The sequence below is a fragment of the Enterovirga sp. CN4-39 genome (genome assembly GCF_049446235.1).
In the GTDB taxonomy this organism is placed as follows: Bacteria; Pseudomonadota; Alphaproteobacteria; order Rhizobiales; family Beijerinckiaceae; genus Enterovirga.
The window spans coordinates 155,540-180,342 of the sequence record NZ_JBMSEF010000001.1; the positions used below are offsets into that span (position 1 = coordinate 155,540).

General features: G+C 67.3%; 22 protein-coding genes. 11 read left to right on the plus strand and 11 right to left on the minus strand.

Translation table 11 applies throughout. The features are described from left to right. Nucleotides 1-58: 58 nt before the first annotated feature. Complete coding sequence (locus ACO2SS_RS00805; protein WP_423275661.1) at nt 59-2,656, minus strand: GNAT family N-acetyltransferase; 2,598 nt, start codon at nt 2,654-2,656, stop codon at nt 59-61. A 217-nt stretch (nt 2,657-2,873) separates the two neighbouring features. On the opposite strand from ACO2SS_RS00805, the gene ACO2SS_RS00810 reads away from it, so the two are divergent. Continuing rightward, nucleotides 2,874-3,083, plus strand: a complete 210-nt coding sequence (locus ACO2SS_RS00810) for a hypothetical protein (RefSeq protein WP_423275662.1) — start codon at nt 2,874-2,876, stop codon at nt 3,081-3,083. 7 nt (nt 3,084-3,090) lie between these two features. Here ACO2SS_RS00810 and nth read toward each other — a convergent pair whose 3' ends face one another. Beyond that, nucleotides 3,091-3,825, minus strand: coding sequence for an endonuclease III (nth, locus tag ACO2SS_RS00815; RefSeq protein WP_423275663.1), 735 nt, complete (start codon nt 3,823-3,825; stop codon nt 3,091-3,093). Between the two features lie 20 nt (nt 3,826-3,845). On the opposite strand from nth, the gene ACO2SS_RS00820 reads away from it, so the two are divergent. After that, nucleotides 3,846-4,349 carry a DUF2244 domain-containing protein gene (locus tag ACO2SS_RS00820; RefSeq protein ID WP_423275664.1) on the plus strand — a complete coding sequence of 168 codons (504 nt, stop codon included), beginning with the start codon at nt 3,846-3,848 and terminating at the stop codon, nt 4,347-4,349. A gap of 39 nt (nt 4,350-4,388) precedes the next feature. Here the strand turns inward: ACO2SS_RS00820 and ACO2SS_RS00825 are convergent, their stop codons facing one another. Further along, nucleotides 4,389-5,078: a hypothetical protein gene (locus ACO2SS_RS00825; protein WP_423275665.1), complete on the minus strand. Its 690-nt coding sequence runs from the start codon at nt 5,076-5,078 to the stop codon at nt 4,389-4,391. Nucleotides 5,079-5,235: 157 nt separating this feature from the next. Next, complete coding sequence (locus ACO2SS_RS00830) at nt 5,236-6,432, minus strand: acyl-CoA dehydrogenase family protein (protein WP_423275666.1); 1,197 nt, start codon at nt 6,430-6,432, stop codon at nt 5,236-5,238. A gap of 131 nt (nt 6,433-6,563) precedes the next feature. On the opposite strand from ACO2SS_RS00830, the gene ACO2SS_RS00835 reads away from it, so the two are divergent. Together ACO2SS_RS00835 and ACO2SS_RS00840 are read left to right on the plus strand one after the other, a co-directional pair. Continuing rightward, the gene (locus ACO2SS_RS00835; protein ID WP_423275667.1) at nt 6,564-7,724 is read left to right on the plus strand and encodes a Ppx/GppA phosphatase family protein; all 1,161 of its coding nucleotides are present in this window, start codon (nt 6,564-6,566) and stop codon (nt 7,722-7,724) included. Then, nucleotides 7,721-8,431 carry an RlmE family RNA methyltransferase gene (locus ACO2SS_RS00840; protein WP_423275668.1) on the plus strand — a complete coding sequence of 237 codons (711 nt, stop codon included), beginning with the start codon at nt 7,721-7,723 and terminating at the stop codon, nt 8,429-8,431. The genes ACO2SS_RS00835 and ACO2SS_RS00840 overlap by 4 nt, the downstream gene beginning before the upstream one ends. Here ACO2SS_RS00840 and ACO2SS_RS00845 read toward each other — a convergent pair. After that, the gene (locus ACO2SS_RS00845; protein WP_423275669.1) at nt 8,428-9,843 is read right to left on the minus strand and encodes an MFS transporter; all 1,416 of its coding nucleotides are present in this window, start codon (nt 9,841-9,843) and stop codon (nt 8,428-8,430) included. The genes ACO2SS_RS00840 and ACO2SS_RS00845 overlap by 4 nt on opposite strands. A gap of 91 nt (nt 9,844-9,934) precedes the next feature. Then, the gene (locus ACO2SS_RS00850) at nt 9,935-10,282 is read right to left on the minus strand and encodes a hypothetical protein (RefSeq protein WP_423275670.1); all 348 of its coding nucleotides are present in this window, start codon (nt 10,280-10,282) and stop codon (nt 9,935-9,937) included. Nucleotides 10,283-10,465: 183 nt separating this feature from the next. Here ACO2SS_RS00850 and guaB point away from each other — a divergent pair, with 183 nt between their 5' ends. Continuing rightward, entirely contained in the window at nt 10,466-11,962 is a 1,497-nt protein-coding gene (gene guaB, locus ACO2SS_RS00855) for an IMP dehydrogenase (protein WP_423275671.1), read from the plus strand. 37 nt (nt 11,963-11,999) lie between these two features. Then, nucleotides 12,000-12,431 (plus strand): MAPEG family protein, encoded by a 432-nt coding sequence (locus ACO2SS_RS00860; protein ID WP_423275672.1) that lies wholly within the window; start codon nt 12,000-12,002, stop codon nt 12,429-12,431. A gap of 28 nt (nt 12,432-12,459) precedes the next feature. On the opposite strand, the gene ACO2SS_RS00865 is transcribed toward ACO2SS_RS00860, so the two are convergent. Continuing rightward, a complete protein-coding gene (locus tag ACO2SS_RS00865; protein ID WP_423275673.1) occupies nt 12,460-12,612 on the minus strand; it encodes a hypothetical protein in 153 nt (50 codons plus the stop codon). Between the two features lie 108 nt (nt 12,613-12,720). Between ACO2SS_RS00865 and ACO2SS_RS00870 the strand changes: the two genes are divergently transcribed. The 5 genes from ACO2SS_RS00870 to ACO2SS_RS00890 all read left to right on the plus strand — a co-directional run bounded on the left by ACO2SS_RS00870 (nt 12,721) and on the right by ACO2SS_RS00890 (nt 17,679). After that, on the plus strand, nt 12,721-14,016 hold the full coding sequence (locus tag ACO2SS_RS00870) for an RsmB/NOP family class I SAM-dependent RNA methyltransferase (RefSeq protein ID WP_423275674.1): 1,296 nt from the start codon (nt 12,721-12,723) through the stop codon (nt 14,014-14,016). Between the two features lie 9 nt (nt 14,017-14,025). Then, nucleotides 14,026-14,256, plus strand: a complete 231-nt coding sequence (locus tag ACO2SS_RS00875; RefSeq protein ID WP_423275675.1) for a hypothetical protein — start codon at nt 14,026-14,028, stop codon at nt 14,254-14,256. Next, nucleotides 14,256-14,699 carry a type II toxin-antitoxin system VapC family toxin gene (locus ACO2SS_RS00880; protein ID WP_423275676.1) on the plus strand — a complete coding sequence of 148 codons (444 nt, stop codon included), beginning with the start codon at nt 14,256-14,258 and terminating at the stop codon, nt 14,697-14,699. The genes ACO2SS_RS00875 and ACO2SS_RS00880 overlap by 1 nt, the downstream gene beginning before the upstream one ends. After that, a complete protein-coding gene (guaA, locus tag ACO2SS_RS00885; RefSeq protein ID WP_423275677.1) occupies nt 14,696-16,255 on the plus strand; it encodes a glutamine-hydrolyzing GMP synthase in 1,560 nt (519 codons plus the stop codon). The genes ACO2SS_RS00880 and guaA overlap by 4 nt, the downstream gene beginning before the upstream one ends. A 149-nt stretch (nt 16,256-16,404) precedes the next feature. Further along, a complete protein-coding gene (locus ACO2SS_RS00890; protein WP_423275678.1) occupies nt 16,405-17,679 on the plus strand; it encodes a tyrosine-type recombinase/integrase in 1,275 nt (424 codons plus the stop codon). Between the two features lie 1,159 nt (nt 17,680-18,838). Here ACO2SS_RS00890 and ACO2SS_RS00895 read toward each other — a convergent pair. From ACO2SS_RS00895 to ACO2SS_RS00910, 4 genes are all read right to left on the minus strand, one after another. After that, nucleotides 18,839-20,536 (minus strand): hydantoinase B/oxoprolinase family protein, encoded by a 1,698-nt coding sequence (locus tag ACO2SS_RS00895; protein ID WP_423275679.1) that lies wholly within the window; start codon nt 20,534-20,536, stop codon nt 18,839-18,841. Continuing rightward, nucleotides 20,536-22,611, minus strand: coding sequence for a hydantoinase/oxoprolinase family protein (locus ACO2SS_RS00900; protein WP_423275680.1), 2,076 nt, complete (start codon nt 22,609-22,611; stop codon nt 20,536-20,538). Before ACO2SS_RS00900 ends, ACO2SS_RS00895 begins: the two co-directional genes overlap by 1 nt. Nucleotides 22,612-22,648: 37 nt before the next feature. Then, nucleotides 22,649-23,737, minus strand: a complete 1,089-nt coding sequence (locus ACO2SS_RS00905) for an amidohydrolase family protein (protein ID WP_423275681.1) — start codon at nt 23,735-23,737, stop codon at nt 22,649-22,651. A 173-nt stretch (nt 23,738-23,910) separates the two neighbouring features. Next, nucleotides 23,911-24,771, minus strand: coding sequence for a substrate-binding periplasmic protein (locus ACO2SS_RS00910; RefSeq protein WP_423275682.1), 861 nt, complete (start codon nt 24,769-24,771; stop codon nt 23,911-23,913). Between the last annotated feature and the right edge of the window lie 32 nt (nt 24,772-24,803).

A 24,803-nucleotide genomic window follows, 5' to 3' on the forward strand; every position in this document is an offset into this window, starting at 1 on the left:
CATGGCGCGCTGGCCATGTCCCATGGCCGGAGAATGGCCGGCGCCTCTCTCTGTCTCTTTAAGTCGCCTCCCGATCCGGGCTCTTCCTCCCGGGATCGTTAGCGGCCGGTTTTCGGGTTTCGCGCAATCTTGCGCGAAGCGCCTTCACGCGGGCGACGGCATTCTCCCTCATGCGCTCCGCCGCGACGGCCGCGCGGAAGCCGACGCCCTCGCCGGGCCGCGTCGCGACCACCATGCAGGCGACCGGCAGCCGCTCCACCCAGACACGGTCGATCATGGGGTGGTCCGCGACCGCGATGGAATCCACCTCGTCGACGGTGGGATCGTCGAGGAGCCGGGCCGTGAGGTCGAGCGTCAGCAGGAGGCCGGGCGAGAAGCGCGCGAAGGCCTCGTCGTAGGTGGTCTTCAGGTAATAGGCCCGGGATCCGTGCCGAGGCAGGAGCCCGGCGGCGATCGTCCGCCCATCGAGGGTCAGTTGAGCAACGGAGAAGGCGCCCTGCGCGGCGAGCGCCTCGGCCGTGGCACGGATGAAGGAGGCGGCACCCGGCGCCTGCGCGAGCGCGGTGCCCGCCCGGCCCTTCCATCCCGCTGCCTCGAGCGCGAGGAACTCGTCCAGCGCGCGGGCGACCTCCTCTGGCTGGGTCGCGATACGGAATTGCAGGTCGCCCTCGTCCGCCAGCCGGCGGCGCTGCCTCTCGGCTTCCTTGCGGCGGCGGGTTTCGAGGGTCGCACGGATATACTCACCACCGGGGAGGGGGCTCCGCAGGATCGCACGCTGATGGCCGTCGAGCGTGACCGCCTCGATCCCGTCCTGGAGGCACATTTCGCTCAGGGCCGCTGCAACCGGACCCGCGGCATGCATGTAAGGAAGGACAAGGCCGACCTGGCCATGCTGCCGAAGCGCGCCGAGCATGCTCCGCAGGGTTTCTGCCGGGCGGTCCGGATCGACCAGAGGCGTGGAGAGCGTGCCGTAGAAGCCCGCGGCCCTGCGGACGGGGAGCGCGTTGAGGTAGCGCCGGCGCGCCGGGAGGATGGGCAGAGCGCCGACCAGACGTCGCTCCGCTCCCGCCCCACGCCAGGCAGCGAGGAGGCGGGCACTGCCGCCGTCGGACAAGTGATGCATTCCCGCCAGCGCCATCTCGGGCGTGTAGAAGACGTTCTGCTCCAGCGCGCGGTCGGCCAACTGCCGCCATTCCGGCGCGATCCGGGCTGCCTCTTCGGGTCTCAGGATCTCGGCCGTGAGCGGCTCCGGCACGTGGTCCGGCGGCCCGGCCGCGGCGCGGCGGGCCGGCGAGAACACGAACATGTCGAGCCCCAATCGGCTCCTGGCCGCGGCATAGAGCATGAGAGAGCGGATCCCGGTTGCGAGAACGGTCGCGAGCGCCGCGCCGGCCAGACCGAGCAGCGGGATGAGGGCGAGCGCGAGCAGGAGGTTCGCTACAAAGGACGCCCCGTAGATGTAAGCCGTCACCTTGCCGTGATCGGCCATCGCGAGCGCCCTGTCCGCCGGCCCTACGGCCGCGCCGAGCACCAGCCCGAGGCCCAGAAGCGCGACGATCGGGTAGCCGGCCGAGAAGTGTGGGCCGAATAGCGAAAGGAGCGGCCCGCCCAGAACCGAAAGCCCGGCTGCTACCGCGAGCGTGGGCCAGAAGGTCCAGCGCACCGTCTGGGCGGCAAGGTCCGCCATCCCGGCGCGATCGGCCATGGCCATGTGCTCGGCGAAGCGGTGCGCGCTCGTGTTGGAGACGCCGTAGGAGACGAAGGACGCGATTGCGACGATCTTCGTGGCGGCGAAGTAGAGCGCGATCTCCTCCGGCCCTACGAAGAGCTTCAACACCAGGATGTCGGTCGAGCCGAGCAGGAGCGTGAAGCTCGTCACGACCAGCAGCGGCCAGGACACGTTCGCCCAGCGCCGCAGGTCCATGCGGCGCTCTCCCGGCGGGATCCGGCGGCGAAGCCTGCCCTGGAGAACGGCTCCTTGGACCAGGGCGGTGACGGCCACGGATGCCAGGGTGGCCGCCATGACGTTCACGGCGGTGCCGCCGAGCCCCGCGAACCAGACGAAGCCCGAGAAGACCAGGAGCAGCCCGGGGCGGAGCAGGTAGTCTGCCGCGAGCCCGAGGTCGACGTCGTCATAGGCCCGGGCAATCCCGGTCTGGATGTCCATCAGGACGTAGACGGGCAGGATTGCGAGGCCGATGAGCGCGGCTGGCAGGTAAGCGCCGGCCTCCCCGTCCGCCACGAGAAGCAGCATGAGAGCCGCGACCGTCGCGCCCGCGATGCAGGGCAGGAGGGCGAGCCCCCTTGCGACCCGCAGGAAGCCGCGCAGGCCCGCGAGATCTCCCCGGGCCGTGTAGTCGGGCACGAATTTCAGGGCGGCGACGGGCAGGCCGAGCGAAGCGATGCCGCCGGCGAGCAGAGCCCAGACCCACACGTAAGCGTAGATGCCGAACTCCCGATGGCCCATCCACCGCGCCAGCAGAACCTGGGTGGCGAAACCGATGCCGGCATTGAAGACGCGAGCCAGGAAGGCCGTCGCGGCGAGCCGCCGCGCGGCGCCGGCTTCGCTGCGGTCGCGCGCGAAGCCGACCAGCAGCCGGGCTGCCCGCCCGGCCGCGGCCGCGGGCCCTTGCAGGCGCTCGCTCTGGGAGATCATGCCCCCGGCTGTACCAGCCGCCGCTAAACGTTCCGTCGCCAGGATTGTCGAGAGATCGATCTTTGCGTTGCAGCATCGTTAGCGGACGATGAAGCCGACCATGCGCCCAGCGCATGCCGGCTCTCGACCGCCGGAGCCTTGTTGCGCTGCAACATTGGTATACATTATTCCCGTCTGGGAGAGACGCTCATCGGGATACTCCAGAAAAGGTGGTCCGATGGTCACGACAACCATGAATTCCTCCGCTCTCGCGCCGGCTGCCAATCGCGGCCGCGGCTTTGAGGCGATCCGTACGTTCGTTGAAATGGCCGGTGCTGCTCTGCGTTGCGCCGCAGCCGTCGAGAGCGGCTACCGTCCCAGCACGCGGGACCTGAAGACCCTCGGGATCGAGGACCAGCTTGCGCGGACGAGTCTGCTCGGCCGCTAAGCCGGGATCAGGCCAGCGTCTTCGCCGGATACCGGCAGAGATCGTTGATAAGGCAGCGCGGGCATTCGGGTGTCCGCGCCTTGCACACATAGCGCCCGTGCAGGATCAGCCAGTGATGCGCGTGCGCTAGGAAGTGGCGCGGAATGCGCTTCTCCAGCCCTACCTGCACCTCGTCTGGTGTCTTGCCGATGACGATGGGGATGCGGTGGGACACGCGAAAGACGTGGGTGTCGACCGCGATGGTCGGCTCGCCGAACGCCACGTTCAGCACCACCGAGGCGGTCTTGCGACCGACCCCGGGAAGGGCTTCCAGCACCGCCCTGGCCGGTGGGACGACCCCGCCATGCTCCTCCATGAGGATGCGGGACAGGGCGACCACGTTCTTCGCCTTGTTCCGGAACAGGCCGATCGTCCGGATGTACTCCGCGACCCGTTCCTCGCCGAGCGCGACCATCTGCGCCGGCGTGCTCGCCGCCTTGAAAAGCTTGGCGGTCGCGAGGTTGACCCCCTTGTCCGTCGCCTGCGCCGAGAGAACCACGGCGACGAGCAGCGTATAGGGATCGGTGTATTCGAGTTCCCCCTCCGGATGCGGGTTTGCCGCCTCGAACCGCGTCAGGATCTCGATCAGCGTCGCGTCGTCGACGGGCTTGGGAGCCTTCGTCGGGCGGGCGGGCGCCGGGCGAATGGTAAGTGAATTGCGGCCCCGGATCTTGGGCGTCGTAGACGGTTTCCGGTCGGCCATCCGGGGGTTATATTTGGCTCATGGACAGCCGCAAGCCCGACGCGGGGGAGGACGCCGTCCGCCCTGTCTTTGCGGCCCTGATCCGGCCGCACAGGTCGCTCGGCCGGAGCGGCTTTCGCGCGATGATGCTGATCTGCGCGGCGGTGGTCGCCTTCATGGCGGCGCGATTCATTGCGCTCGGCTTCTGGCCCGTCAGCGGCTTTCTCGCGCTGGACCTGATCGGCCTCTACATCGCGTTCCGGGTGAACTACCGGCGCGGCCGATCCTTCGAGGAGGTGGTGCTCACGCCTATCGAGCTGTTCTTCCGCCGGGTCACGCATCGCGGCGAAACTCGGGAATGGCGGCTGAACCCGCTCTGGACCCGGCTCGACAAGGAAGCCGACGAAGAGTTCGGGCTGCAGCGCCTCGCGCTCGTCTCCCGCGGCGAACGCATCACCATCGCCGGAGAACTCTCGCCTCCCGAGCGCGAGCATTTCGCGGACGAGTTCGGGCAGGCGCTCGCTAAAGTGAAGCGCGGGTACTGAGACCCGCGCTCCGATCCATCAACGCCCGAGCGCTCCCGCTCAGGAATTCGCGCTCGCGTCGAGGCTGGCGCGGAGCTTCCGAGCATCCTCTGCGCTGCGGGCATATTGCTCCCAGGCCGACTTCACCCAGAGGAAGTCGGCGAAAAGCGTCACCGCGACCTTCTCGAGTTCGTCCAGCGCCCGGCCGTTCAGCATGAAGAGCCGGTGCATCTTGGCGGGATCCTCGTCGAGCTTGCGCGCATCGAGCGCCTCGCGAAGAGCCTGAGCGGTCTCCTGGACGACGGGTACGACGCGGGCGAACTTCTCGTAGGCGGCGTCGCGCTCCTTCTCGGCCGTGTGGAGCTGGATGCGGTGCTGCTCCAGGAGCCGGGCCATCGTTGCGGATTGGCGGCTCCGGCGCTCGAGATCCTCGCCGACGGCCATGAAGGTGTCCCACACGGTCTCGCCGGGACCGGGATCGTCTTCCGTGCCCGTAATCGTCCGCACATCTTCGAGGTAGTCGATATCGTGCTCGGAGGTTTCCTCGGCAGCGCCGGACGCCGCGACGTCCGCGCCGGCATCGCCGTCGCGGTCCTTCTTGCGCTTCGGCCGGAGCAGAGGACGCAAAGCATCCAGGACCGAGCTCTCCATCTCGGCGCGCGGGTTCTCGTTCTTTACGTCGGACAACGAGACCGGACCGGAGCTCTCGGCCTCCGACGGAATCGAGCTACCGTGCAGCTCGGCGTTCATTGTTGACTCCTCCAAGTTACCGTTGCCGGACACTTGTTAGGATGCGCTGAAAACTTCAACCAGTGACGCGTGTTAGGGTAAAAGATGGTGGTAGATTTTGTTGCTTAATGGCGCTTCCGGAGTAGGTTCTCGGGGCGTGTCGCGGGCTGTTCACGGCTCATCTTGGCGCCATGCGCTTCGCCACTTCCTCGAGCATCACCTCTGTTGCGCCACCACCGATCGCCTGAACGCGCGCGTCACGCGCCATGCGCTCGATCGTCGACTCCCGCATGAAGCCGAGCCCGCCGTGAAACTGCAGGCAGGCATACATCACCTCGTTCACCAACTCGCCGCAATAAGCCTTCGCCATCGAGACCTCGCGGGTGGCGTCCCGCCCTTGCGCGTCCAGCCAAGCCGCATGGTAGACGAGCTGCCGGCCGGCCTCGACCTTGGCCTGGAGGGCGGCGAGCTTCTGCCGGATGGCCTGCTTGTCCCAGAGGACGCCGCCGAAGGCCTTCCGGCTCATGACCCATTCGAGCGTGAGGTCGATCGCGGCCTGCGCCTCGCCCATCGCCATGGCGCCGATCACGGTGCGCTCGTTCTGGAAGTTGCGCATGATCGCGTAGAAGCCCTGGCCTTCCGCTCCGAGGACGGCGGATTCGGGCACGCGGCAATCTTCGAAGAAGAGCTCGGCCGTGTCGGATGAGCGCCAGCCATGCTTGTCCAGGGCGCGGCCGACCCGCAGCCCGGGCGTTCCCTTCTCGACCAGGAACATGGACACGCTGCGGGAAGGGCGCTCGTCTTCGCCGCCGGTCTTCGCCGCCACGCAGTACAGGTCCGCGTGGACCCCGTTCGTGATGTAGATCTTCGAGCCGTTGAGCACGTAGTCGCCGCCCTCGCGCCGTGCGCGGGTGCGGATGCCCTTCACGTCCGATCCGGCGCCGGGCTCGGTGACGGCGACGGCACAGATCTTCCTGCCGGCGACGATATCCGCCATATGCGCCCGCTGCTGCTGGGGCGAGCCCGCATTGGCGACATGCACCGACGCCATGTCGGTATGGACCAGGACCGTGATGGCGAAGCCGGAAAAGGTCGACCGGCCGAGTTCCTCGGCGAGCACCACGGTCGCGAGCGTATCGAGCTCCGACCCGCCGTATTCGGCCGGATAGCGGATTCCGAGGAAGCCCAGCTCGCCCATGCGACGCAGCACCTCGCGCGGCACGAAGCCCTGTTCTTCCCAGGCGAGGCCGTTCGGCTTCACCTCCTCCTCGACGAAGCGTCGCACCTGCTCGCGGAGCATCTCGTGCTCCTCGCCGAAGAAGCGCGAGGTCCGGGAAGAGGTCGCGTCAGGGGAGATGCGGGCGTGGGCGGACATGCGAGGACTCCGGCTTTCGAGGGGGTCTTAGCCCGTCGGCGAAGCGCCGCAAGTGTACCTCATGATCTGAAGTCACTAGGCGTTTCGGCTTGGCATGCTCACATTCCCATTGTTACAGTGAATCAACTCACATGCGCGGGCATCCGCTCACGCATCTAGGAATTGCGACCGTGCAGGATGGAGGCGGACAACTCGCCCCCGCCGGTGCCGCCGAGCGGGCACAGCGTGCCGCCGACGATCATACGCCGGCGCAGCGTCGCGTTGCCACGCGCAGCAACGGCCACCATCCGAGCCCTCGCCGGGCCGCTCGCGCCTATGCGGCGCTCGACCTCGGCACCAATAATTGCCGGCTTCTGATCGCCGAGCCCTCCTACCACGAGTTCCGCGTCGTCGACGCCTTCTCGCGCATCGTGCGCCTCGGCGAGGGCCTTGGCATCGGGGATCGGCTGAACGAGGACGCGATCGACCGCACGATCGCCGCCCTGAAGGTCTGCCGGGCCAAGATCGAGGCCCGCAACGTCGTGCGGTCGCGGCTGATCGCGACCGAAGCCTGCCGCCTGGCTTCCAACGGAGCCGCCTTCATCCAGCGTGTCCGGAGCGACGTGGGGATCGATATCGAGATCGTGGATCGCCAGACGGAGGCGACGCTCGCCGTGATGGGCTGCGCCTCGCTGGCGCACCCGAAGGCCGGCTCGGTCATCATCTTCGACATCGGCGGTGGGTCGACGGAGGTCGCCTGGCTCGACGGCCAGACCGGGTCCTCCGTCCTGTGCCCGAGCGAGCGGATCCGGGCCTGGGATTCCCTCGCGGTCGGCGTCGTCACCCTCGCCGAACGTCATGGCGGCCAACGGGTTACGCCCGAGATCTTCGAGGACATGGTCGACGAGGTGTCTGGCCGGCTGCTCCCCTTCGCCCTGAAGGCCGGAGCGGCGGCGGGGGCCGCGAATTTCCATCTTCTCGGCACCTCCGGCACCGTCACGACCGTCGGCGGCATCCATCTCGGGCTCGAGCGCTATGACCGCCGGCGCGTCGACGGAATGTGGATGCGGGAGGACGAGATCTCGGCCGTCATCGACAGGCTGCTCGACACGAATCTCGACCAGCGGGCACAAAACCCGTGCATCGGCCGCGATCGGGCCGACCTCGTCCTCGCGGGCTGTGCTATTCTCGAGGCGATCCGCCGGGCCTTCCCGGCCAACTACCTCCGCATCGCCGATCGCGGCCTGCGGGAGGGAATTCTGATGAGCATGATGCGCGAGGACAAGGTCTGGACGCGCCGGGGTTCGGCTTGAGCGCAGACGGTAGCCGTTCGAAGACACCGGGTCGACAGAGAGTCAGGAAGGGGGGCAACAAGACGCCGTCCCAGCGCGCCTGGCTCGAGCGGCAACTCAACGACCCCTATGTGGCGCGCGCGAAGCGCGATGGGTATCGCTCGCGTGCGGCCTACAAGCTGATCGAGATCGACGACAAGTTCCGGCTCCTCAAGCCCGGGGGACGGGTCGTGGACCTCGGGGCGGCCCCGGGGGGCTGGTCGCAGATTGCGGCCCAGCGCGTAGGGCGGCCGGCCGGGAAGGGCAGGGTGGTCGGCATCGACCTCCTCGACATGGATCCGCTCCCGGGCGTCGATTTCGAGAAGCTGGACTTCATGGAGGAGCACGCCCCGGACCGGCTCAAGGAGATGCTGGGCGGCGGCGCGGATGTCGTGATGTCCGACATGGCCGCCAACGCAACGGGTCACAAGAAGACCGATCACCTCAAGATCATGGGACTGGCGGAGGCCGCCGCCGACTTCGCCCGCCTCGTGCTCGAGCCGGGCGGTGCCTTCGTGGCCAAGGTGCTTCAGGGCGGGACGGAGAACACGCTGCTCGCCGACCTGAAGCGCGACTTCGCCCAGGTTCGGCACGTGAAGCCGGCCGCGAGCCGCTCCGATTCTGCCGAGCTCTACGTGCTTGCGACGGGCTTCCGCGGCGCCGGAGCCCAGCCGCAGGAAGCCGACTAGGCGCTCTCCGCCATCGGCTTCGCCCGGATCGCAGCCCGGCCGGACATCTCGGCGCCCGCGTCCGGATCAAGCCGGGCAAAGAAGAAGACGGACGTCGCGGAGACGAGGCCGACCGCCAGGAAGGCCGGCCAGAAGTCGCTTGCGGCAAGTTCGTGCCCGTGTCCGACCTGGCTTGCGAACTGGAGCACGCCCGCGCCGACCGCGATGCCGGCGCTAAGGGCCACCTGCTGCGTCACGCTCACGAGGCTCGTGGCTCCGCTCATCCGCGAACTCGGCACATCCGCATAGACGATCGTGTTGAGACCGGTGAACTGCAGCGACCGAAAGCAGCCGCCGACGAGCAGCACTGCCAGCACTACGAGCGCCGGTGTCGTCGGCTGGAAGAGGCCGAAGGCCGCAATGAAGCCGGAGGCCACGAGCGCATTCCAGATCAGCACCTGCCGGAAGCCGAACTGCCGCAGGATCCGCGCCGCAAGGCCCTTCATCACCATTGCGCCGGCCGCCGATGCGAAGGTGAGAAGCCCCGAATGCACGGGGCTGAGCCCGAACCCGAGCTGGAACATCAGCGGCAGCAGGAAGGGGATAGCTCCCACCCCGATCCGGAACAGCACCCCGCCTATCATCCCGTTCCTCAAGGTCGGCAGCTTCAGGAGGGAGAGGTCGACGAGGGGATGCGGCGTGCGGAGGGCGTGCCAGGCGTAGAGCGCGACGAGCGCGGCACCGAAAAGGCTGGCGGCGAAGGAAGCCTCGATCGGGATGAGATGACGGCCGCCCGTGGAGAAGCCGAGCATCAGGAGCGCGAGGCCGAAGCCAAAGGTCAGGAACCCGAAGACATCGAGAGGGCGCCTCTCCTCCTCGCGGATGTCTCCCATGAAGCGCGTCGCGAGCAGGATCCCGACGACCCCCACCGGGAGATTGATGATGAAGATCCAGCGCCAGTCGAAATAGGTGGTGATGAAGCCGCCCAGCGGAGGCCCGATCACCGGGCCGATGAGCGCCGGCATGGTCACCCAGGCCATCGCGCTCACGAGCTCGCTCCTGGGCACGCTCCGCAGGAGGACCAGCCTCCCCACGGGCACCATCATGGCCCCGCCCATTCCTTGCAGGAACCGTGCGGCCACGAAGCCGGTGAGCGAGCCGGCGACCGCGCAGGCGATCGAGCCCGCCATGAAGACGCCGAGCGCCGCCCGGAAGATGTTCCGGGCACCGAAGCGGTCGGCCATCCAGCCCGAGACGGGAATGAACACCGCCAGGCTGACCAGGTACGAGGTCAGCGCGAGCTTGAGGGCGATCGGGTCCTGGTTGAGGTCCGCGGCGATCGCCGGGAGGGCCGTCGAGAGCACGGTCGAGTCCGTGTTCTCCATGAACAGCGCTGTCGCGACGATGATCGGGATGAGGCGTTCGCGACGCATCAGGACGGGTTGGCGAAGAATGGGCGACGCGGCCCGGGGCGCCGGCTCTGTGAACCTGCCGGGGCGGCTGCGCAACCTGGCAGGGCGCCTCCTATTCCTGCGTGAAGAAGGTGAGCAGCACCTTGCCCTTCTCGCCGAGGAGACAAACGAAGCGGTGCGGCTTCTCTGTCTTCCTCTTTTCCAGATAGGCCTCGCCCATGATCACGCCCTTTACGGGCGTGTCCTCGACCTTCGTGTCCGCCTTGGCGATCGAGACCGCATCCGGGTCGATGAGAAGATCCGTGATGGCCGGGTTGCGTTCCTTCAGCGCGAGAAGGCCCGTTGTCTTGCAAGCCTCCAACTCGGGCTGGGGCGGGGTGCGCGGAACTTCCTGGGCTGCCGCGATGCCGGTCAGCGCCAGGAGGCCAAGGCAGGCATGGGCGAGAGGGGCGAACTGCATGGGGAACCTCGGTCAAGGTCGTGCGACAAGCGTCCGCGGCTCCGTCCGGTTCCCATCGGCGAAGAACCGGTGGCGAGTCGCTAGCGCTGCCGCGGCCTGCGTGCTACGGACCCTCGCCAACTCTCGGACCTGATGCTGCGGTGCGATATCGCAGTTTCCCGACCGAGCCGATGAGGGTTGGCGATGATCGAAAGCGGCGGTTCCACCATCTTTGTCGAGGGGCTTACCTTCGACGACGTGCTCTTGCGGCCAGGCCGCTCCGAAGTCCTGCCGGCGGAGACGGATGTCAGAACCCAGCTGACCCGCTCGATCGCCCTGAATATCCCGATCATCTCCTCGGCGATGGACACGGTCACCGAGGCCAACATGGCCATCGCCATGGCCCAGAATGGTGGCCTCGGGGTCATCCACCGCAACCTCGACGCACCCGACCAGGCGGAGCAGGTCCGGCTCGTGAAAAAATACGAGTCGGGCATGGTGATGAACCCGATCACCGTGTTCCCGGACGAGACGCTTTCCGAAGCGCTTGCGACCATGAAGCGCCATCGGATTTCCGGCATCCCGGTCGTCGAACGGGGGCCGAACGGCTCGCGCGGCCGTCTCGCCGGCATCCTCACCAACCGGGATGTGCGCTTCGCCAACGATCCCAGCCAGCCCGTCTCCGAGCTGATGACGAAGGACCGGCTGATCACGGTCCGCGAGGGCGTGAGCCAGGACGAGGCCAAGCGCCTGCTCCACCAGTTCCGGATCGAGAAGCTGCTCGTCGTCGACGACCACTTCCGGTGCATCGGCCTCATCACCGTGAAGGACATCGAGAAGCAGGTCGCCTATCCGAACGCCGCCAAGGACGAGCAGGGCCGGCTCCGCGTCGCCGCCGCGACGACCACGGGCGAGGGCGGCTTCGAGCGCTCGGAGATGCTGATCGATGCGGGCGTCGACGTCATCGTGGTCGACACGGCGCATGGTCACTCGGTGCAGGTGCTGAATGCCGTCACCCGCGTGAAGAAGCTGTCGAACGCCGTCCAGGTGATCGCCGGCAACGTGGCGACGCGGGAGGGCACGCAGGCGCTCATCGATGCCGGCGCCGACGCCGTGAAGGTCGGGATCGGGCCGGGCTCGATCTGCACCACCCGCATGGTCGCGGGCGTCGGCGTCCCGCAACTCACCGCCATCCTGGAGGCTGTGGAGGCGGGCAATGCGGCCGGGGTTCCGATCATTGCCGACGGCGGCATCAAGTTCTCCGGCGATCTCGCCAAGGCGCTTGCAGCGGGCGCGTCCTGCGCGATGGTCGGCTCCCTGCTGGCCGGAACCGACGAGGCCCCGGGCGAGACGTTCCTCTACCAAGGTCGGTCCTACAAGTCGTACCGGGGCATGGGCTCCGTGGGCGCGATGGCGCGCGGCTCGGCCGACCGCTACTTCCAGGCGGAGGTCCGGGACGCGCTGAAGCTGGTGCCGGAGGGAGTCGAGGGACAGGTTGCCTACAAGGGTCCGGTCGCAAACGTGCTGCACCAGCTCTCGGGCGGGCTTCGTGCCGCCATGGGGTATGTCGGCGCCGCGACGCTCCCCGAGCTGCGCGAGAAGGCCCGCTTCGTCCGCATCACCAATGCCGGCCTCCGCGAGAGCCACGTCCATGACGTGACCATCACGCGCGAAAGCCCCAACTACCCGACGCGGGTGTGAGGCGAGTGGTGGGAGCCCGGCATTCGGGAGGCGCGGCGTGAGCATCCCGGCCATTCTCCTGCCGCTGTTCGTGCAGGTCGCGCTCACCTTCGCGCTGCTGATGTGGACGGGGTTGCGTCGCTTCCGGCTGCTGCGTTCGCGGGCGGTGGAGGCCGGAGAGGTCTCCCTGGGCGAGAAGAACTGGCCGGCACCGGCGCAGCAGGTGGCGAACGCCTTCGGGAACCAGTTCGAGGTGCCCGTCCTCTTCTACGTGCTGGTGATCCTCGCCATCTACACGCGGAAGGCCGACCTGCTGTTCGTTGCCCTCAGCTGGATCTTCGTGCTCACGCGCTTTGCCCATGCTGCGGTCTATGTCAGTACGAACCACGTCCCGTACCGGTTCGGGGCTTTCGTCCTCGGCGTCCTCGTGCTTGTCGTGATGTGGATCATCTTCGCGATCCGCATCCTCGCGGGACCTTGGCCCGCGTGAGCCTTGGGCCCACGCGGACCGCGGGCGCTCAGTAGCGGCGGCCGGATTCGAGCTGTGTCTTGGCGTCGAGCTGGCGCTGACCGGGCGGCGGGTAGTCGGGCGGAGGCGGCGGGGCCGAGGCGCAGGCCGCGATCGTGAATGTCAGGGCGGCGACGACGGACAGCCGCAACAAGGTGGTCATGAGGCAATTTTCTCCGGAAGCCGGGCAGGCGCGCTGGGAGCGTTCCCTCCGGACAGGGCTGACGTTCTGCGCCCGAATGGTGACGCTTCGCTTACCGGGGGACGCCCGATGACGCCGGCGGCACGCCTCTCCGCGGCCGTGGAGGTCCTCGCTGACATCGCAGCCCGGCGGCGGCCGGCGTCGGACGCCCTGAAGGATTGGGGACTGTCGCACCGCTTCGCGGGGTCGGGCGATCGTGCCGCGATCGCCGGCTTGGTCTACGACACGCTCCGTCGCAGGGCCTCCGCGGGTTGGCTCATGGGCGATGACAATCCGCGCGGCATCCTGCTGGGAATGCTGCGGCTGGAGAGAGGCCTGTCTGCCGAGGAGATTTCCCGCCTCTGCTCCGGAGAGCGCTTCGCGCCGGCGCCCCTGAGCGACGCCGAGCGGGGGCGCCTCGATGCCGGGAGCCTCGACGATGCTCCCCCTCATGTCTCGGGGGACTTCCCCGAGTGGCTTTCGCCCTCGTTGGAAAGGCTCTTCGGCGCCGAACTCGCCGCGGAGGCGGCAGCTCTCGCGAAACGTGCCCCGCTCGACCTGCGTGTCAATGCCCTGAAGAGCTCGCGGGAGCTCGTCCAGGCAGAGCTCGCCCATCTCTCGGCCGCGCCGACGCCCTACTCGCCGCTCGGCCTGCGGATCATCCATGGCGCCGGCGAGAAGGCGCCCTCCATCCAGTCGGATCCGGCCTTCCTCAAGGGCGAGATCGAGATCCAGGACGAGGGTTCTCAGCTCGCCGCCATGATCGCCGGCGCCGGGCCCAGCGACCAGGTGATCGACCTCTGCGCCGGGGGCGGCGGCAAGACGCTCGCACTCGCGGCCGCCATGGGCAATCACGGCCAAATCTACGCGACGGATTCAGACCAGCGGCGGCTCGCTCCGATCCATGCCCGGCTCGAGCGGGCCGGCGTGCGGAACGTCCAGGTCAGGACGCCGCGTGGGCGGGAGGATGCGGTGCAGGACCTCGAGGGAAAGGCGGACCTCGTTCTCGTCGACGCTCCCTGCACGGGTACCGGCACCTGGCGGCGCAACCCGGATTCCAAGTGGCGCGTGCGGCCAGGGAGCCTCCAGGTCCGGCTGAAGGAACAGGCGGCCGTGCTCGACCGGGCTGCCGAGCTCGTACGCCCCGGCGGGCGCATCGCCTATATCACCTGCTCCATGTTGCCGGAGGAGAACGACGATGCCGTCGCCGGCCTGCGGGAACGTCGCCCCGAATTCTCGGTGGTGGCGGCGGGGGAGGCCCTCGCCGCAGCCGGGCTTTCGGGACTGGGCGAGGCCGTCCGCCTCACCGGACATGGGCTTCAGATGTCGCCGTTGCGGACGGGGACGGACGGGTTCTATGTCGCTATGATCAAGCGGGAGGGCTGAGGGCCGGCCATGGGCGAGATGACGATCCGCAACATCGACGAAAGCCTGCTGCTCGAGCTCAGGCAGGCCGCCGATCGGCTCGGGGTCGATGCCGAGAGCTTCGCGGCCGATCTGATCCGAGTGGGGTTGCGTGCCCGCTCTGGAAACCGGGCCGCCCGCGCGCGCGCGATACAGGCCGCTCAGGCGCATCCCTCGCCGATCAACTCGGTCGACCTGATACGAGAAGACCGCGCCCGTTGATGAGACCGATCGTTCTCGACGCCTCGGTTGCCGTCAAGTGGTACGTGCATGAGCACGATCGCGAGCTCGCTCTCGGTCTGCTGGAGGCGGAAAGCCTTCTCTTCATTGCGCCCGACATCCTCCTCCCGGAGGTCGTGAACGCTCTTCTGAGGCAGAACCGGGCCGGCAAGTTCGCCGATGAACTCTTGGATCTGGCGCTCGCCGATCTCGATCTGACCTGCCCTGAACTGGTCCCCTCGAAAGCGCTGATCAGGGTTGCCACGGAGGTTGCGCGAACTCTCGGGCATCCGATCTATGACTGCTTATACCTCGCCCTGGCCCAGCGGTGGGACACGGTGCTCGTCACCGCCGACGAGGATTTCGTTTCCCTCTGCCGCCGGCGTCTCGCGGACGAGTCGCTCGTGGCGCGCTTGAAATCACTTCGCGAATACCGAGTCTCATGACCACCCACGACCACGACAAGATCCTCATCGTCGATTTCGGCTCCCAGGTGACGCAGCTGATCGCGCGCCGCGTCCGGGAGGAGGGGGTCTATTGCGAGATCGTCCCCTTCCAGAAGGCGGAAGAGGCCTTCCGTGAGCTGAAGCCGAAGGGCGTGATCCTGTCCGGGGGCCCGGAATCCGTCACGGTCGAGTCGAGCCCCCGGGCCCCGCAGGACGTCTTCTCGGGCGACGTGCCGGTCTTCGGCATCTGCTACGGCCAGCAGGCGATGGCCGCGCAGCTCGGCGGCGAGGTCGAGGGCGGCCACCATGCGGAGTTCGGGCGGGCCGAGATCGAGATCATGGCCGACAGCCCGCTGTTCCACGGCGTCTGGCATGTCGGTCACAAATACCCGGTCTGGATGAGCCACGGCGATCGCGTCACGAAGCTGCCGGACGGGTTCGAGCCGCTCGCCTTCTCGGAGAACGCCCCCTTCGCCGTCGTCGCCGACGAGGCGCGCAAGTTCTACGCGGTGCAGTTCCACCCCGAGGTCGCGCATACCCCGCAGGGCGAACTCCTGATCCGCAACTTCGTCCGCGACATCGCGGGCTGCTCCGGCGACTGGACGATGGCGGCCTTCCGCGAGGAGGCGATCGGCCGGATCCGCGAGCAGGTCGGCAAGGGCCGCGTGATCTGCGGCCTGTCGGGCGGCGTCGATTCCGCGGTCGCGGCCGTGCTGATCCACGAGGCGATCGGCGAGCAGCTGACCTGCGTCTTCGTCGACCACGGGCTCCTGCGTCAGGGCGAGGCCGAGGAGGTCGTCGGCCTCTTCCGCGACCACTACAATATCCCGCTCGTGCACGTCCGGGCTGACGAGATGTTCCTGCAGGCGCTCGAAGGCGTCACCGACCCCGAGGTCAAGCGCAAGACGATCGGCAGGCTCTTCATCGACGTCTTCGAGGCGGAGGCGAAGAAGATCGGCGGGGCCGAGTTCCTCGCTCAGGGAACCCTCTACCCGGACGTGATCGAGAGCGTCTCCTTCACGGGCGGCCCGTCGGTCACGATCAAGAGCCACCACAATGTCGGTGGCCTCCCCGAGCGCATGAACATGAAGCTCGTCGAGCCCCTGCGCGAGCTGTTCAAGGACGAGGTGCGCGCGCTCGGGCGCGAGCTCGGCCTGCCGCCGGCCTTCGTCGGCCGCCATCCCTTTCCCGGCCCCGGCCTCGCCATCCGCTGCCCGGGCGAGATCACGCGCGAAAAGCTCGAGATCCTGCGCAAGGCCGACGCGGTCTATCTCGACGAGATCCGCAAGGCCGGCCTCTACGACACGATCTGGCAGGCCTTCGCCGTGCTGCTGCCCGTCCGCACCGTCGGCGTCATGGGCGACGGCCGCACCTACGACTATGTCTGCGCGCTGCGCGCCGTCACGTCCGTGGACGGCATGACGGCCGACTTCTATCCCTTCGACATGGCCTTCCTCGGCCGCGTCTCGGCCCGGATCGTCAACGAGGTGAAAGGGATCAACCGCGTGACCTACGACGTGACGTCGAAGCCCCCGGGCACGATCGAGTGGGAATAATCCTCGACAGTATCTTCCGCTAGAAAGCCTCGACGGATCAGTAACTTATACGATCCGGGTTGGGTTGCAAACTTTGACAAAACACGTTGGGAGAAAAAGGTTTAGAGCCTACACGGTTTCAGACCTGACAAACTCCCCTCGTTATCCAGATGCATAAATCCGAGACCGCTCCCGACGAGACTACTCGCGGGGCATATGTGACGGAGTCTCACGACCTCCTTGAGGGTAACATCCGGGTCTTTCGCACCATCCATAGCGGGAAGGTGTGGCAGATGTCGTGTTGGGTCCGGGAGCAGCAGCGATACTTCCGGAAGTCGCTCCGGACCAAAGACCTCGGAGAGGCAAGGCAGCTTGCAACCGAGGAATATGTCGAGCTCAAAGCTCGGCTCAGGAACGGCGAGATGGTCTTCTCCAAGACCGCTCGCACCCTGGTTGACGAGTACCTGGCCGAGCAAGCCAAGCGCGTCCGTCCGCAGGGTCGTCACCAAGGCGGCATCACCCAGGGCCGCCACGACCTCCTCAGGACGGTGCTGACACGACACTTTCTGCCCTTTGTCGGGGAGAGCATTCGGATCGATAAGATCGATCCCCTCTCGTTCAAAAACTACTTCAAGCAGCGGTGGAAGGCACAGCCGAGCGTTCGGTCAGTCACGCTCAAGAACGAGCGGAGCGTCATCACGGGCCTGTACAGTTACGCGGTCGAGCGACGCTACCTGACTCAGGCCAACCTGCCGGTCTTCGAGAAGTTGGCGACCAACACGCAGAAATATGTGGGCCGGGAGGACAGCCGAGACGCTTTCACGGCGGAAGAGTGGGACGCCGTCTATAAGCACGTCACCCACTGGGCTGACAACGCTGAGGACGAGGCAGAGAAGACGAACCGGCAGTTCGTCCGCGATTTCATCCTCATCTCCGCGAACACAGGCCTTCGCTTCGGTGAGATGCGCAAGCTCAAGTGGAGCATGGTGCAAGTTTACGAGGAGAACGGCCGGCGCAACGTCCGGATCATGGTTCCACCGGACACGAAGACCGGGGCTCGACCTGTGCAGGGAATGCAGGGCGGCCTCTTCGACCGGATCCGGCGCTACTCGAACCACACCGGCAAGGGTGACTGGGTGTTTGTCGACAACCAGACCGGGGAGCAAATCACGAAGAAGGTGCTCTATCGGCTCTGGAACGAGCTGATGGACGCCACGGGCCTGAGGGATGGCGGCAAGAAGCTGACCTACTACAGCCTGCGCCATACCTACTGTACGTTCCGACTGATGAAGGGCGTCGACGTGTTCTTGCTCGCGCGGAACATGGGCACGAGCGTCAAATACATTGAGGATCACTACGGGCACGTCGACATCGATCTGATGCGCAACAAGCTCACGAAGGGTCGTCGGCGGAATGACGCGGCGATGAGCATTCTCATCGAATGAGGCGTCATAAAGCGGGGCGGGCTAACAGAAAGAGAGAGTTGTTTTTCTATATGATGCCTGTCTGTTAGCCCCGAGGTCTGTCTTCCTGTAGGTCCGCTTCGGACTCGAAAGGAACATAGGTCAAACCTGGTCGCATGTTTGCAGGTGGCCGCAAGCGGTCCGTCTGCTTCGGAGAGGGCGCCCGTGCAAAGCGGACGTGAGCTCCCGGCCGCTGTCGACCCAGTCCGGAACGTCCGCTCTCGGGCGCCGACCCAAAGTTCCGCTTGTGGGGCAGCCCGGTGGCGATCCGGGATCGGGTGGCTGTGGTTCTGACCTCTCCTCGGACCAAAGCCGCCTCTCGAACCGAGGCATATCTGGCCATTCGGACCCGGTTGCAGCACGAAGGGCGCGTTCGCGACCTCGCAATGTCCAATGCCGCAATCGACGGTAAGCTCCGGGGCTGCGACCTCGTCCGACTTCGTGTCGCCGGCACTCACCTCGGAGACCCGATCCGGCTTCGCGCCACCATCGTACAGCAGAAGACCGGCAGGCCCGTACCGGCGGCTCATACCCGCCGTAACCGTCAAGGCTCGGATCGGGTCGGAAGTGGCCCTGGCTGATCTGCGCTGCTGATGTCCGCGTTCGGCCAGGCACCTGGAGTCCAATTCTGACGCGTCTTCGGCCAAGTCTGGCCGAAAGCGGTCCGGCTGATTTCGGGCGGATCGGCTGGGAAGCAGACGCTCCGCGCATTCGCTCGATGCGGGAAGAACTCTTGCGCGATGCAGGAACGGCAGCCCCGCACCAGCTATCCAACAGGGTCAAGCGGCGGAACGAGGCCGGCCAGTAAAGACAGGAGGTCGGCCCGGCGCTTAACGTGAGCTTGGCGAAGAGCCGGGTGCGGTGCGTCTTGGCTGTCGCAAGGCTGATGCCGAGGGTCATGGAGGCCCCATCGACATCCTCTCCGGTCGCGAGATCTCGGAGGAGGCCTTCTTCCGCTGGCGGCGAGACATCGTGACCGGCGCAGTGACGCTCGATCGCTCTCGCCGGTTCGGCTTTCATCGTGCGCATCTCAGACGGGCGGGTTATGCCGAGCCCGCAAAATGGGACGCTGCGCCGGTGCCATTTGCCAGCAACGACCGGCACTTAAATCTATAAACGCCGGGTTGGTGAATGCTATAGCTTAGGCTCTTCCGTAGTGGCGTGCCGCATGGGAAGCGGTTATCTTTCCCTCGGCCAAGTCCTCATCGACTAGGCGCGGGTCGCGTGCTGATGGCTCACCATGCCCGCCGCCGCCCGAGAGGCGGACCTTCAGGATGTCGCCCGTATTCACGGTTGTTAGGAACTTCGCCGGGAAATCTTCCTCCCGCCCACCCGCGCGGACCACGGTCGCGGCCGCCGGAGCGCCGGGGCCGCCGCCCGCGAGGCCATAGGCCAGATGCTTGCGGCGATCGGACCGGATTTGGAGCGTTCCACGGTCGATCTTGAAGCGGAGGTGCCGCTCCACCGCAAGACCGCCGCGCCACTGGCCGGCGCCGCCCGTATCCGGCGCAAAACCGTAGCGCTCGACAGCGATCGGTAAGTCCGCCTCGATTAGCTCGGCTGGGGTATTAGCATAGTTCACGAGCGTGCCTGTGCAGGCATCCATGCCGTCGCGATCAGGCCCGCCACCCCACGAGCCAACCAGGAACTCGAGATAGACGTAGGGCCGTCCGTCGGGCCCGGTCGCGCCGAAAGACACGCCGACCTCGGGGGCGTTGGCGCCGCAGGCCGGCACCATGTCCGGCCTAATCTGGGCGAGCGCGCCGAAAATGGTATCGCCGATGCGGACGCCTGTGAGGCCGCGCGCCGCGACCGCGGCAGGCGGACGTGGGTTCACGATCGTGCCCTCCGGCGCTTTCACGGTGATCGGGCGGAAGTAGCCGGAATTGTTAGGGATCGCGAGGTCGAGGATCGACCGGATGCAGCCGAGCGCGGTCGAGCGGGTGAACGGGTAGACGCAGTTGATCGCGCCTCGCACCTGGGGCGAGGTGCCCTCGAAATCGACCACGATGGCGTCGCCCGCCACCGTTATCGCGACCTCGAAGCGGATCGGCGTTGGATCGATCCCGTCGGAGTCGATGTAGTCGACGAAGCGATACGTGCCGTCCGGGAGCTTGGCGATCTCGGCCCGGGTGAAGCGCTCGGTGTAATCAAGCAGGTCCCGGCAGAGCGATACGAAATCACTTATGCCGTATTGCTCGCACAGCTTGAGCATCTCCCGCTCACCGATCGCGCACGCGGCGATCAGCGAACGGACATCGCCAAGCACCTTGTCGGGCACGCGGACGTTGCGTTCGATCAGCCGGAACATCGCGTCGTCAGGCTCGCCCTGTCGCCAGAGGCGCGACGGCGGGATCCGCAGCCCCTCCTGGTACAGCTCGGTCGAGTCGGACGCGTTGCCGCCCGGGATGCGGCCGCCGATGTCGGTCATGTGCGCCAGCGCCGACGAGAAGCCGATCAACTCCTTGCCGCGAAAGACCGGCTTCACCAGCACGATGTCGGGGAGATGCGTCGAGCCGTCATACGGGTCGTTGGTGATGAAGAGGTCGCCCGGCCTGATCCGGCCCTCGTAGGTGCGCCGGACGGAGGCGACCGCGTAGGGCATGGCGCCCAGGTGAAACGGCAGGCAGGTGCCCTGCGCGATCATCTCGCCGTCGGCGAGGTAGAGCGCGGTCGAGAAGTCGAGCGCCTCCTTGACCACGAAGGAGCGGGCGGTTCGCGCGATGGTCAGCGCCATCTCGTCGGCAGCGGCGGCGAGCGCGTTCTTGACGAGCTCCAGCGCGAAGGGGTCGCGGAGCTCCGGCTGTGGGACTGCGTTCGGTGCTGTCTGGACTGGCATCAGGCGAGCTCGATCTCGATGGTGTCCCAGGCGATCAGGCGGGCGCGGCCACCGGGCGGCACCACCGTCGTCGAATCGTATTCCTCGACGAGCAGCGGTCCGGCCGTCCAGCTGTCGTGCCGCAGATCGCCCCGCGCGACGATGGGCGTCTGAACTTGGCCGGCCGGCCCGAAATAGACCGCGCGGGTCCCGGGCCGCCGGCCCGACCCCGCCTTCAGGCGAATGGCGTCGGGCACGCTCTTCGTCTGCGCCCGGCCGCGCGCCACGAGGCGGAGATTGACGGTCTCGACACGCTCCTCCGGCGAGCGGTACCCGTATTGGCGCTCGTGCGCGTCCTCGAACTGCAGGCGCAGATCGGCCGCGCTCGCCTTCGCGATGTCGAGGGCCACGGTCAGCTCCGTGTTCGCACCAGCATAGCGGAGGTCGATCGCCGGTTCGAACACCATCATGGCCGGGCCGATACCTTCGCGGGCCAGCGCCTCCCGGCCCTCCGCGACCAAGCGGTCGAGTTCGCCCCGGAGCGCCTCCCCGTCCAGGTTCTCCAGCAGGCGTTTCAAGGTTTGGGTGAAATGATGCTCGACCTCCGGGAAGAGCATACCGAGGCTCGAGAAGACACCGGCGATCGGCGGGACCAGGATCCGGCGAATCGAGAGCAGCGACGCGAGCGTCGCGGCATGGACCGGGCCGTTGCCGCCGAATGCCATGATGGCGAAGCTGCGCGGGTCGAGCCCCCGCTCCGTCGAAACTGCCCGCAGCGCACGCGCCATCTTGGCATCGGCGACGCGGTGGATGCCCCAGGCGGCCTCCTCGACCGAGAGGCCGAGCGGCTTCGCCACCTGCTCCGTGATCGCTGCGTGCGCAAGCTCGTGCCGGATCGGGAAGGAGCCGCCGGCGAGCGACTCGGGATTGATGAAGCCCAGGACGACATTGGCGTCGGTGACGGTCGGAACGCCTCCGCCCTGCTCGTAGCAGACCGGGCCCGGCGACGAGCCCGCGCTCTCCGGCCCCACGGTCAGGCCGCCGCCGGCATCCAACCCGACGAGGCTGCCGCCGCCCGCCCCGACCTCGGCTATGTCGATCGCCGGGGCGCTCACGTGGTAGCCGCCGCCCTTCAGGAGACGCCCGGACATGTTGATGCCGCCACCGACATCGAGCGAGCCTACGCGCAGGAACTCGCCCTTCTCGATGAGCGCGGCCTTGGCGGTCGTGCCGCCCATGTCGAAGGCGAGCAGGCTTTCGCCGCCGAGCTGGCGCGCGATTTCCGCCGCTCCGACAACCCCGGCCGCCGGACCGGATTCGATGATGTTGAACGGCCGTTCGGCCGCCGCCTCCGACCGCATGACGCCGCCATTCGACTGCATGATGCGTACAGGAGTCCGGATCTCGCGGCCGGCGAGTTCCGACCCGAGACGGCCGAGATAGGCCTTCACGGACGGAAGGACGTAGGCGTTCACGACCGTTGTGGAGGTCCGCTCGTATTCCTTGATTTCCGGGTTGATGCGGCTGGAAAGCGAGACGGGGATCTCGGCATCCCGCTCCCGGATCAGTTCGAGGAGCCGCTCCTCGTGCGCGCCGTTGGCGTATGCGTTCAACAGGCACACCGCGATCGTGTCGACGCCACTGGCCAGCGCCGCCTCGACTACGCGCTCCGCTTCCGCCTCGTCGAGCGGACGCTCGACCTTTCCGCTCGCATCGATCCGCTCCGGCACCTCGTAGCGCAGGCGGCGCGGCACGAGCGCCGGCGGCTTGCGGAAGCGGATGTCGTAGAGCGCCGGCATCCGCAGCCGACGGATCTCGAGCACGTCGCGGAAGCCGTCGGTCGTGATCAGGGCGACGCGAGCCCCCTTGCCCTCGAGCAGCGCGTTCGTGGCGACGGTTGTGCCGTGCATGATCTGCGCGATCCCATCCGGTGCGACATTTCCGTCCGCAAGAAGGCCGGACAGACCCTGGACGATGCCGCGGCTGTAATCGTCCGGCGTCGACAGCACCTTCACGGTCGAGACCCCGCCCCCCGCGGCCAGCATCACGATGTCCGTGAAGGTGCCGCCGATGTCGATGCCGACGCGAAGGGTCATGTCATGCGCTCCGTTGGTCGTGCAGAAGGGGATGGTATCACCGAAGCCCCATCAGCTCGGCCGCGTTCAGGCCGAGGATGCGGTCCTTCTCGGAACCGCTGAGGAAGTCGCAGTAGCGCCGGACGTAGTCGAGGCTTTGCTTGTAGGTGCAGAAGCGCTCGACATTGGGCATGTCCGAACCCCAGACGAGCTTGTCCGCCCCGAACAGGTCCCGCATCTCACGCACAAGGCCCTGCGCCTCGGGATAGGGGTAATCCCAGATCCCGCCCCAGGTGATCGGGAACATCACCTCGATCAGCAGGTTCGGCCTCCGATAGGTCGCGAGCGCCTCGGCCGGAAACTCCCAGGTTCCGCGTGGCGCCAGATGGCCGACGGGCGGCCCCATGACCAGCACGAAGGTCGTGTCCGGCATGCGGGCGAGCAGGCGGTCGAAGGCTTCGAGGTTCGCCAGGTAGCTCGCCCGGTCGTAGTCCGGCGTGGCGGACAGCTCGGCGAAGACCGGCACCTTCATGGAGGCGATCAGCTCCCAGAGCGGGCCGAAATCGGCGTGGTCGAGGTTCCGCGCATAGCCATGCCGCGAATGGTCCTGGGCGTAGTAGAGGCCCTTGAGCCCGAGCTTGTCCTTGGCGCGGACTATTTCGGCCAGGGTGCCCTCGCGGTCGGCCGTGGCCTCGTCGACCCAGAACAGGCCTGAGAAGCGGTCGGGGTGCTGCGCCTGGGCGAACGCGTTGAAGTCGTTCATGGCGCCGTAGCCGCCGCCCGCCTGCAGGATGCAGTGGTCCACCTCGGCGACCAGCATCTGCGCGATCATGAATTCGGGCGGGGATTCGATCACCTGCATGCCGACCGGCATGTACTGCACCGCGTAATCCTCGCCCTCATACGTGAATTGGAGCTGCCCGTAGCGACCGACCCGAAAGGCGAGGTCGGTCAATCCTTCCCAGGTAGGGTCGTCCTTTCGGAACAGAGGCGCCGCCGAGGCCGGGGTACCATCACGCAGCCGGAACACCTTCGCGCTCGGGCGGGTGACGATCTTCTGCAGGTACTTGAGATGGATCTCCGTCGACGGATGCCCGCAGGACTCCGTCCAGTTGCGGAAGACGTGGGCGTGGCAATCGACGATCATGGGCTGCGAAGCTGGCGGCGGCTGTCGATCCCTCCCCTGCAGGGGAGGGCCGACTCGCGCCTGTGGCGCGAGCGGGGCGGGGTCGTGGCGGTCGAGAGGGCTTCCCCCTCCGTCGGCCCCTGCGGGGCCGCCACCTCCCCCAGCAGGGGGAGGATCGCGCGAGCGGGCTGCACCTAAGCCGCGCCGAGCTTCTCCATGTGGAGCTTGAACAGCCGGTCGATCTCGCCGTTCGCGACCATGAAGGCGCCGAACATGTCGAGGAACTGCTTCCACTCGCTGTCCCCGTAGCGGACCGCCCAGGTGTTCGGTCGCCGGTCGATCGGCTTCTCGGGCTCGATGACGACTGCCCAGCCCGGATTGCGCTTCGCGAAGAGGAGCGCGTCACTGTCGCCGCACATCCAGACGGTGGCGCGGCGCGCCCGGACCGGTTCGGCGCCGAGATAGACCTGCCCGGTGGTCGTGATGAGCTTGGCCTTCGGCCACAGGATCGGGATTCGCGGCTCCTCGCTGCCCCCCGCGACGACCGAGAAGGTCACGTCCGGGCTGTTGAAGTCGTCGCGCGTCTTGTACTTCGCCGCGTCGTCCTTGTGCACGACGAGCAGGCTGCCCTTGGCGTAGAGCGGTCCGATGTAGTTCACCGTCACGGCCCGGGCCATCGTGTAGGTCAGGGAGGAGCCGTAGAGGTCGTAATCGCCCCGGCGGAGCCCGACGGTCGAGTTCGCGAAGGTGACCTCCTTGTAGTCTGCCTTCACCTCCATCTCGCGGCAGAGTTGGTCGACCGCGTCCTTGTAGATACCGCCGAGATCGCCGGTCTTCGCGTCCTTGTAGAACCAGGGCCCGGTCTGGGAATAGCCGACCCGTAGCACGCCTTCCTTGCGGCACTTGGCGAGCACGGAGCTCTCGGGCACCCCGCTGTCGAGCATCTGCGCCATGGCTGGCCGTGCACCGGCGGCCGCGAAGGCGCCTGCCGCGGCACCCGCCAGCGCGACGCCCTTGAGAAAGTCGCGCTTGCCGTCCTCGATCCGCTCGCTCATCCGCCTCTCCGTTTGTGATTGCCCGAAAGCCC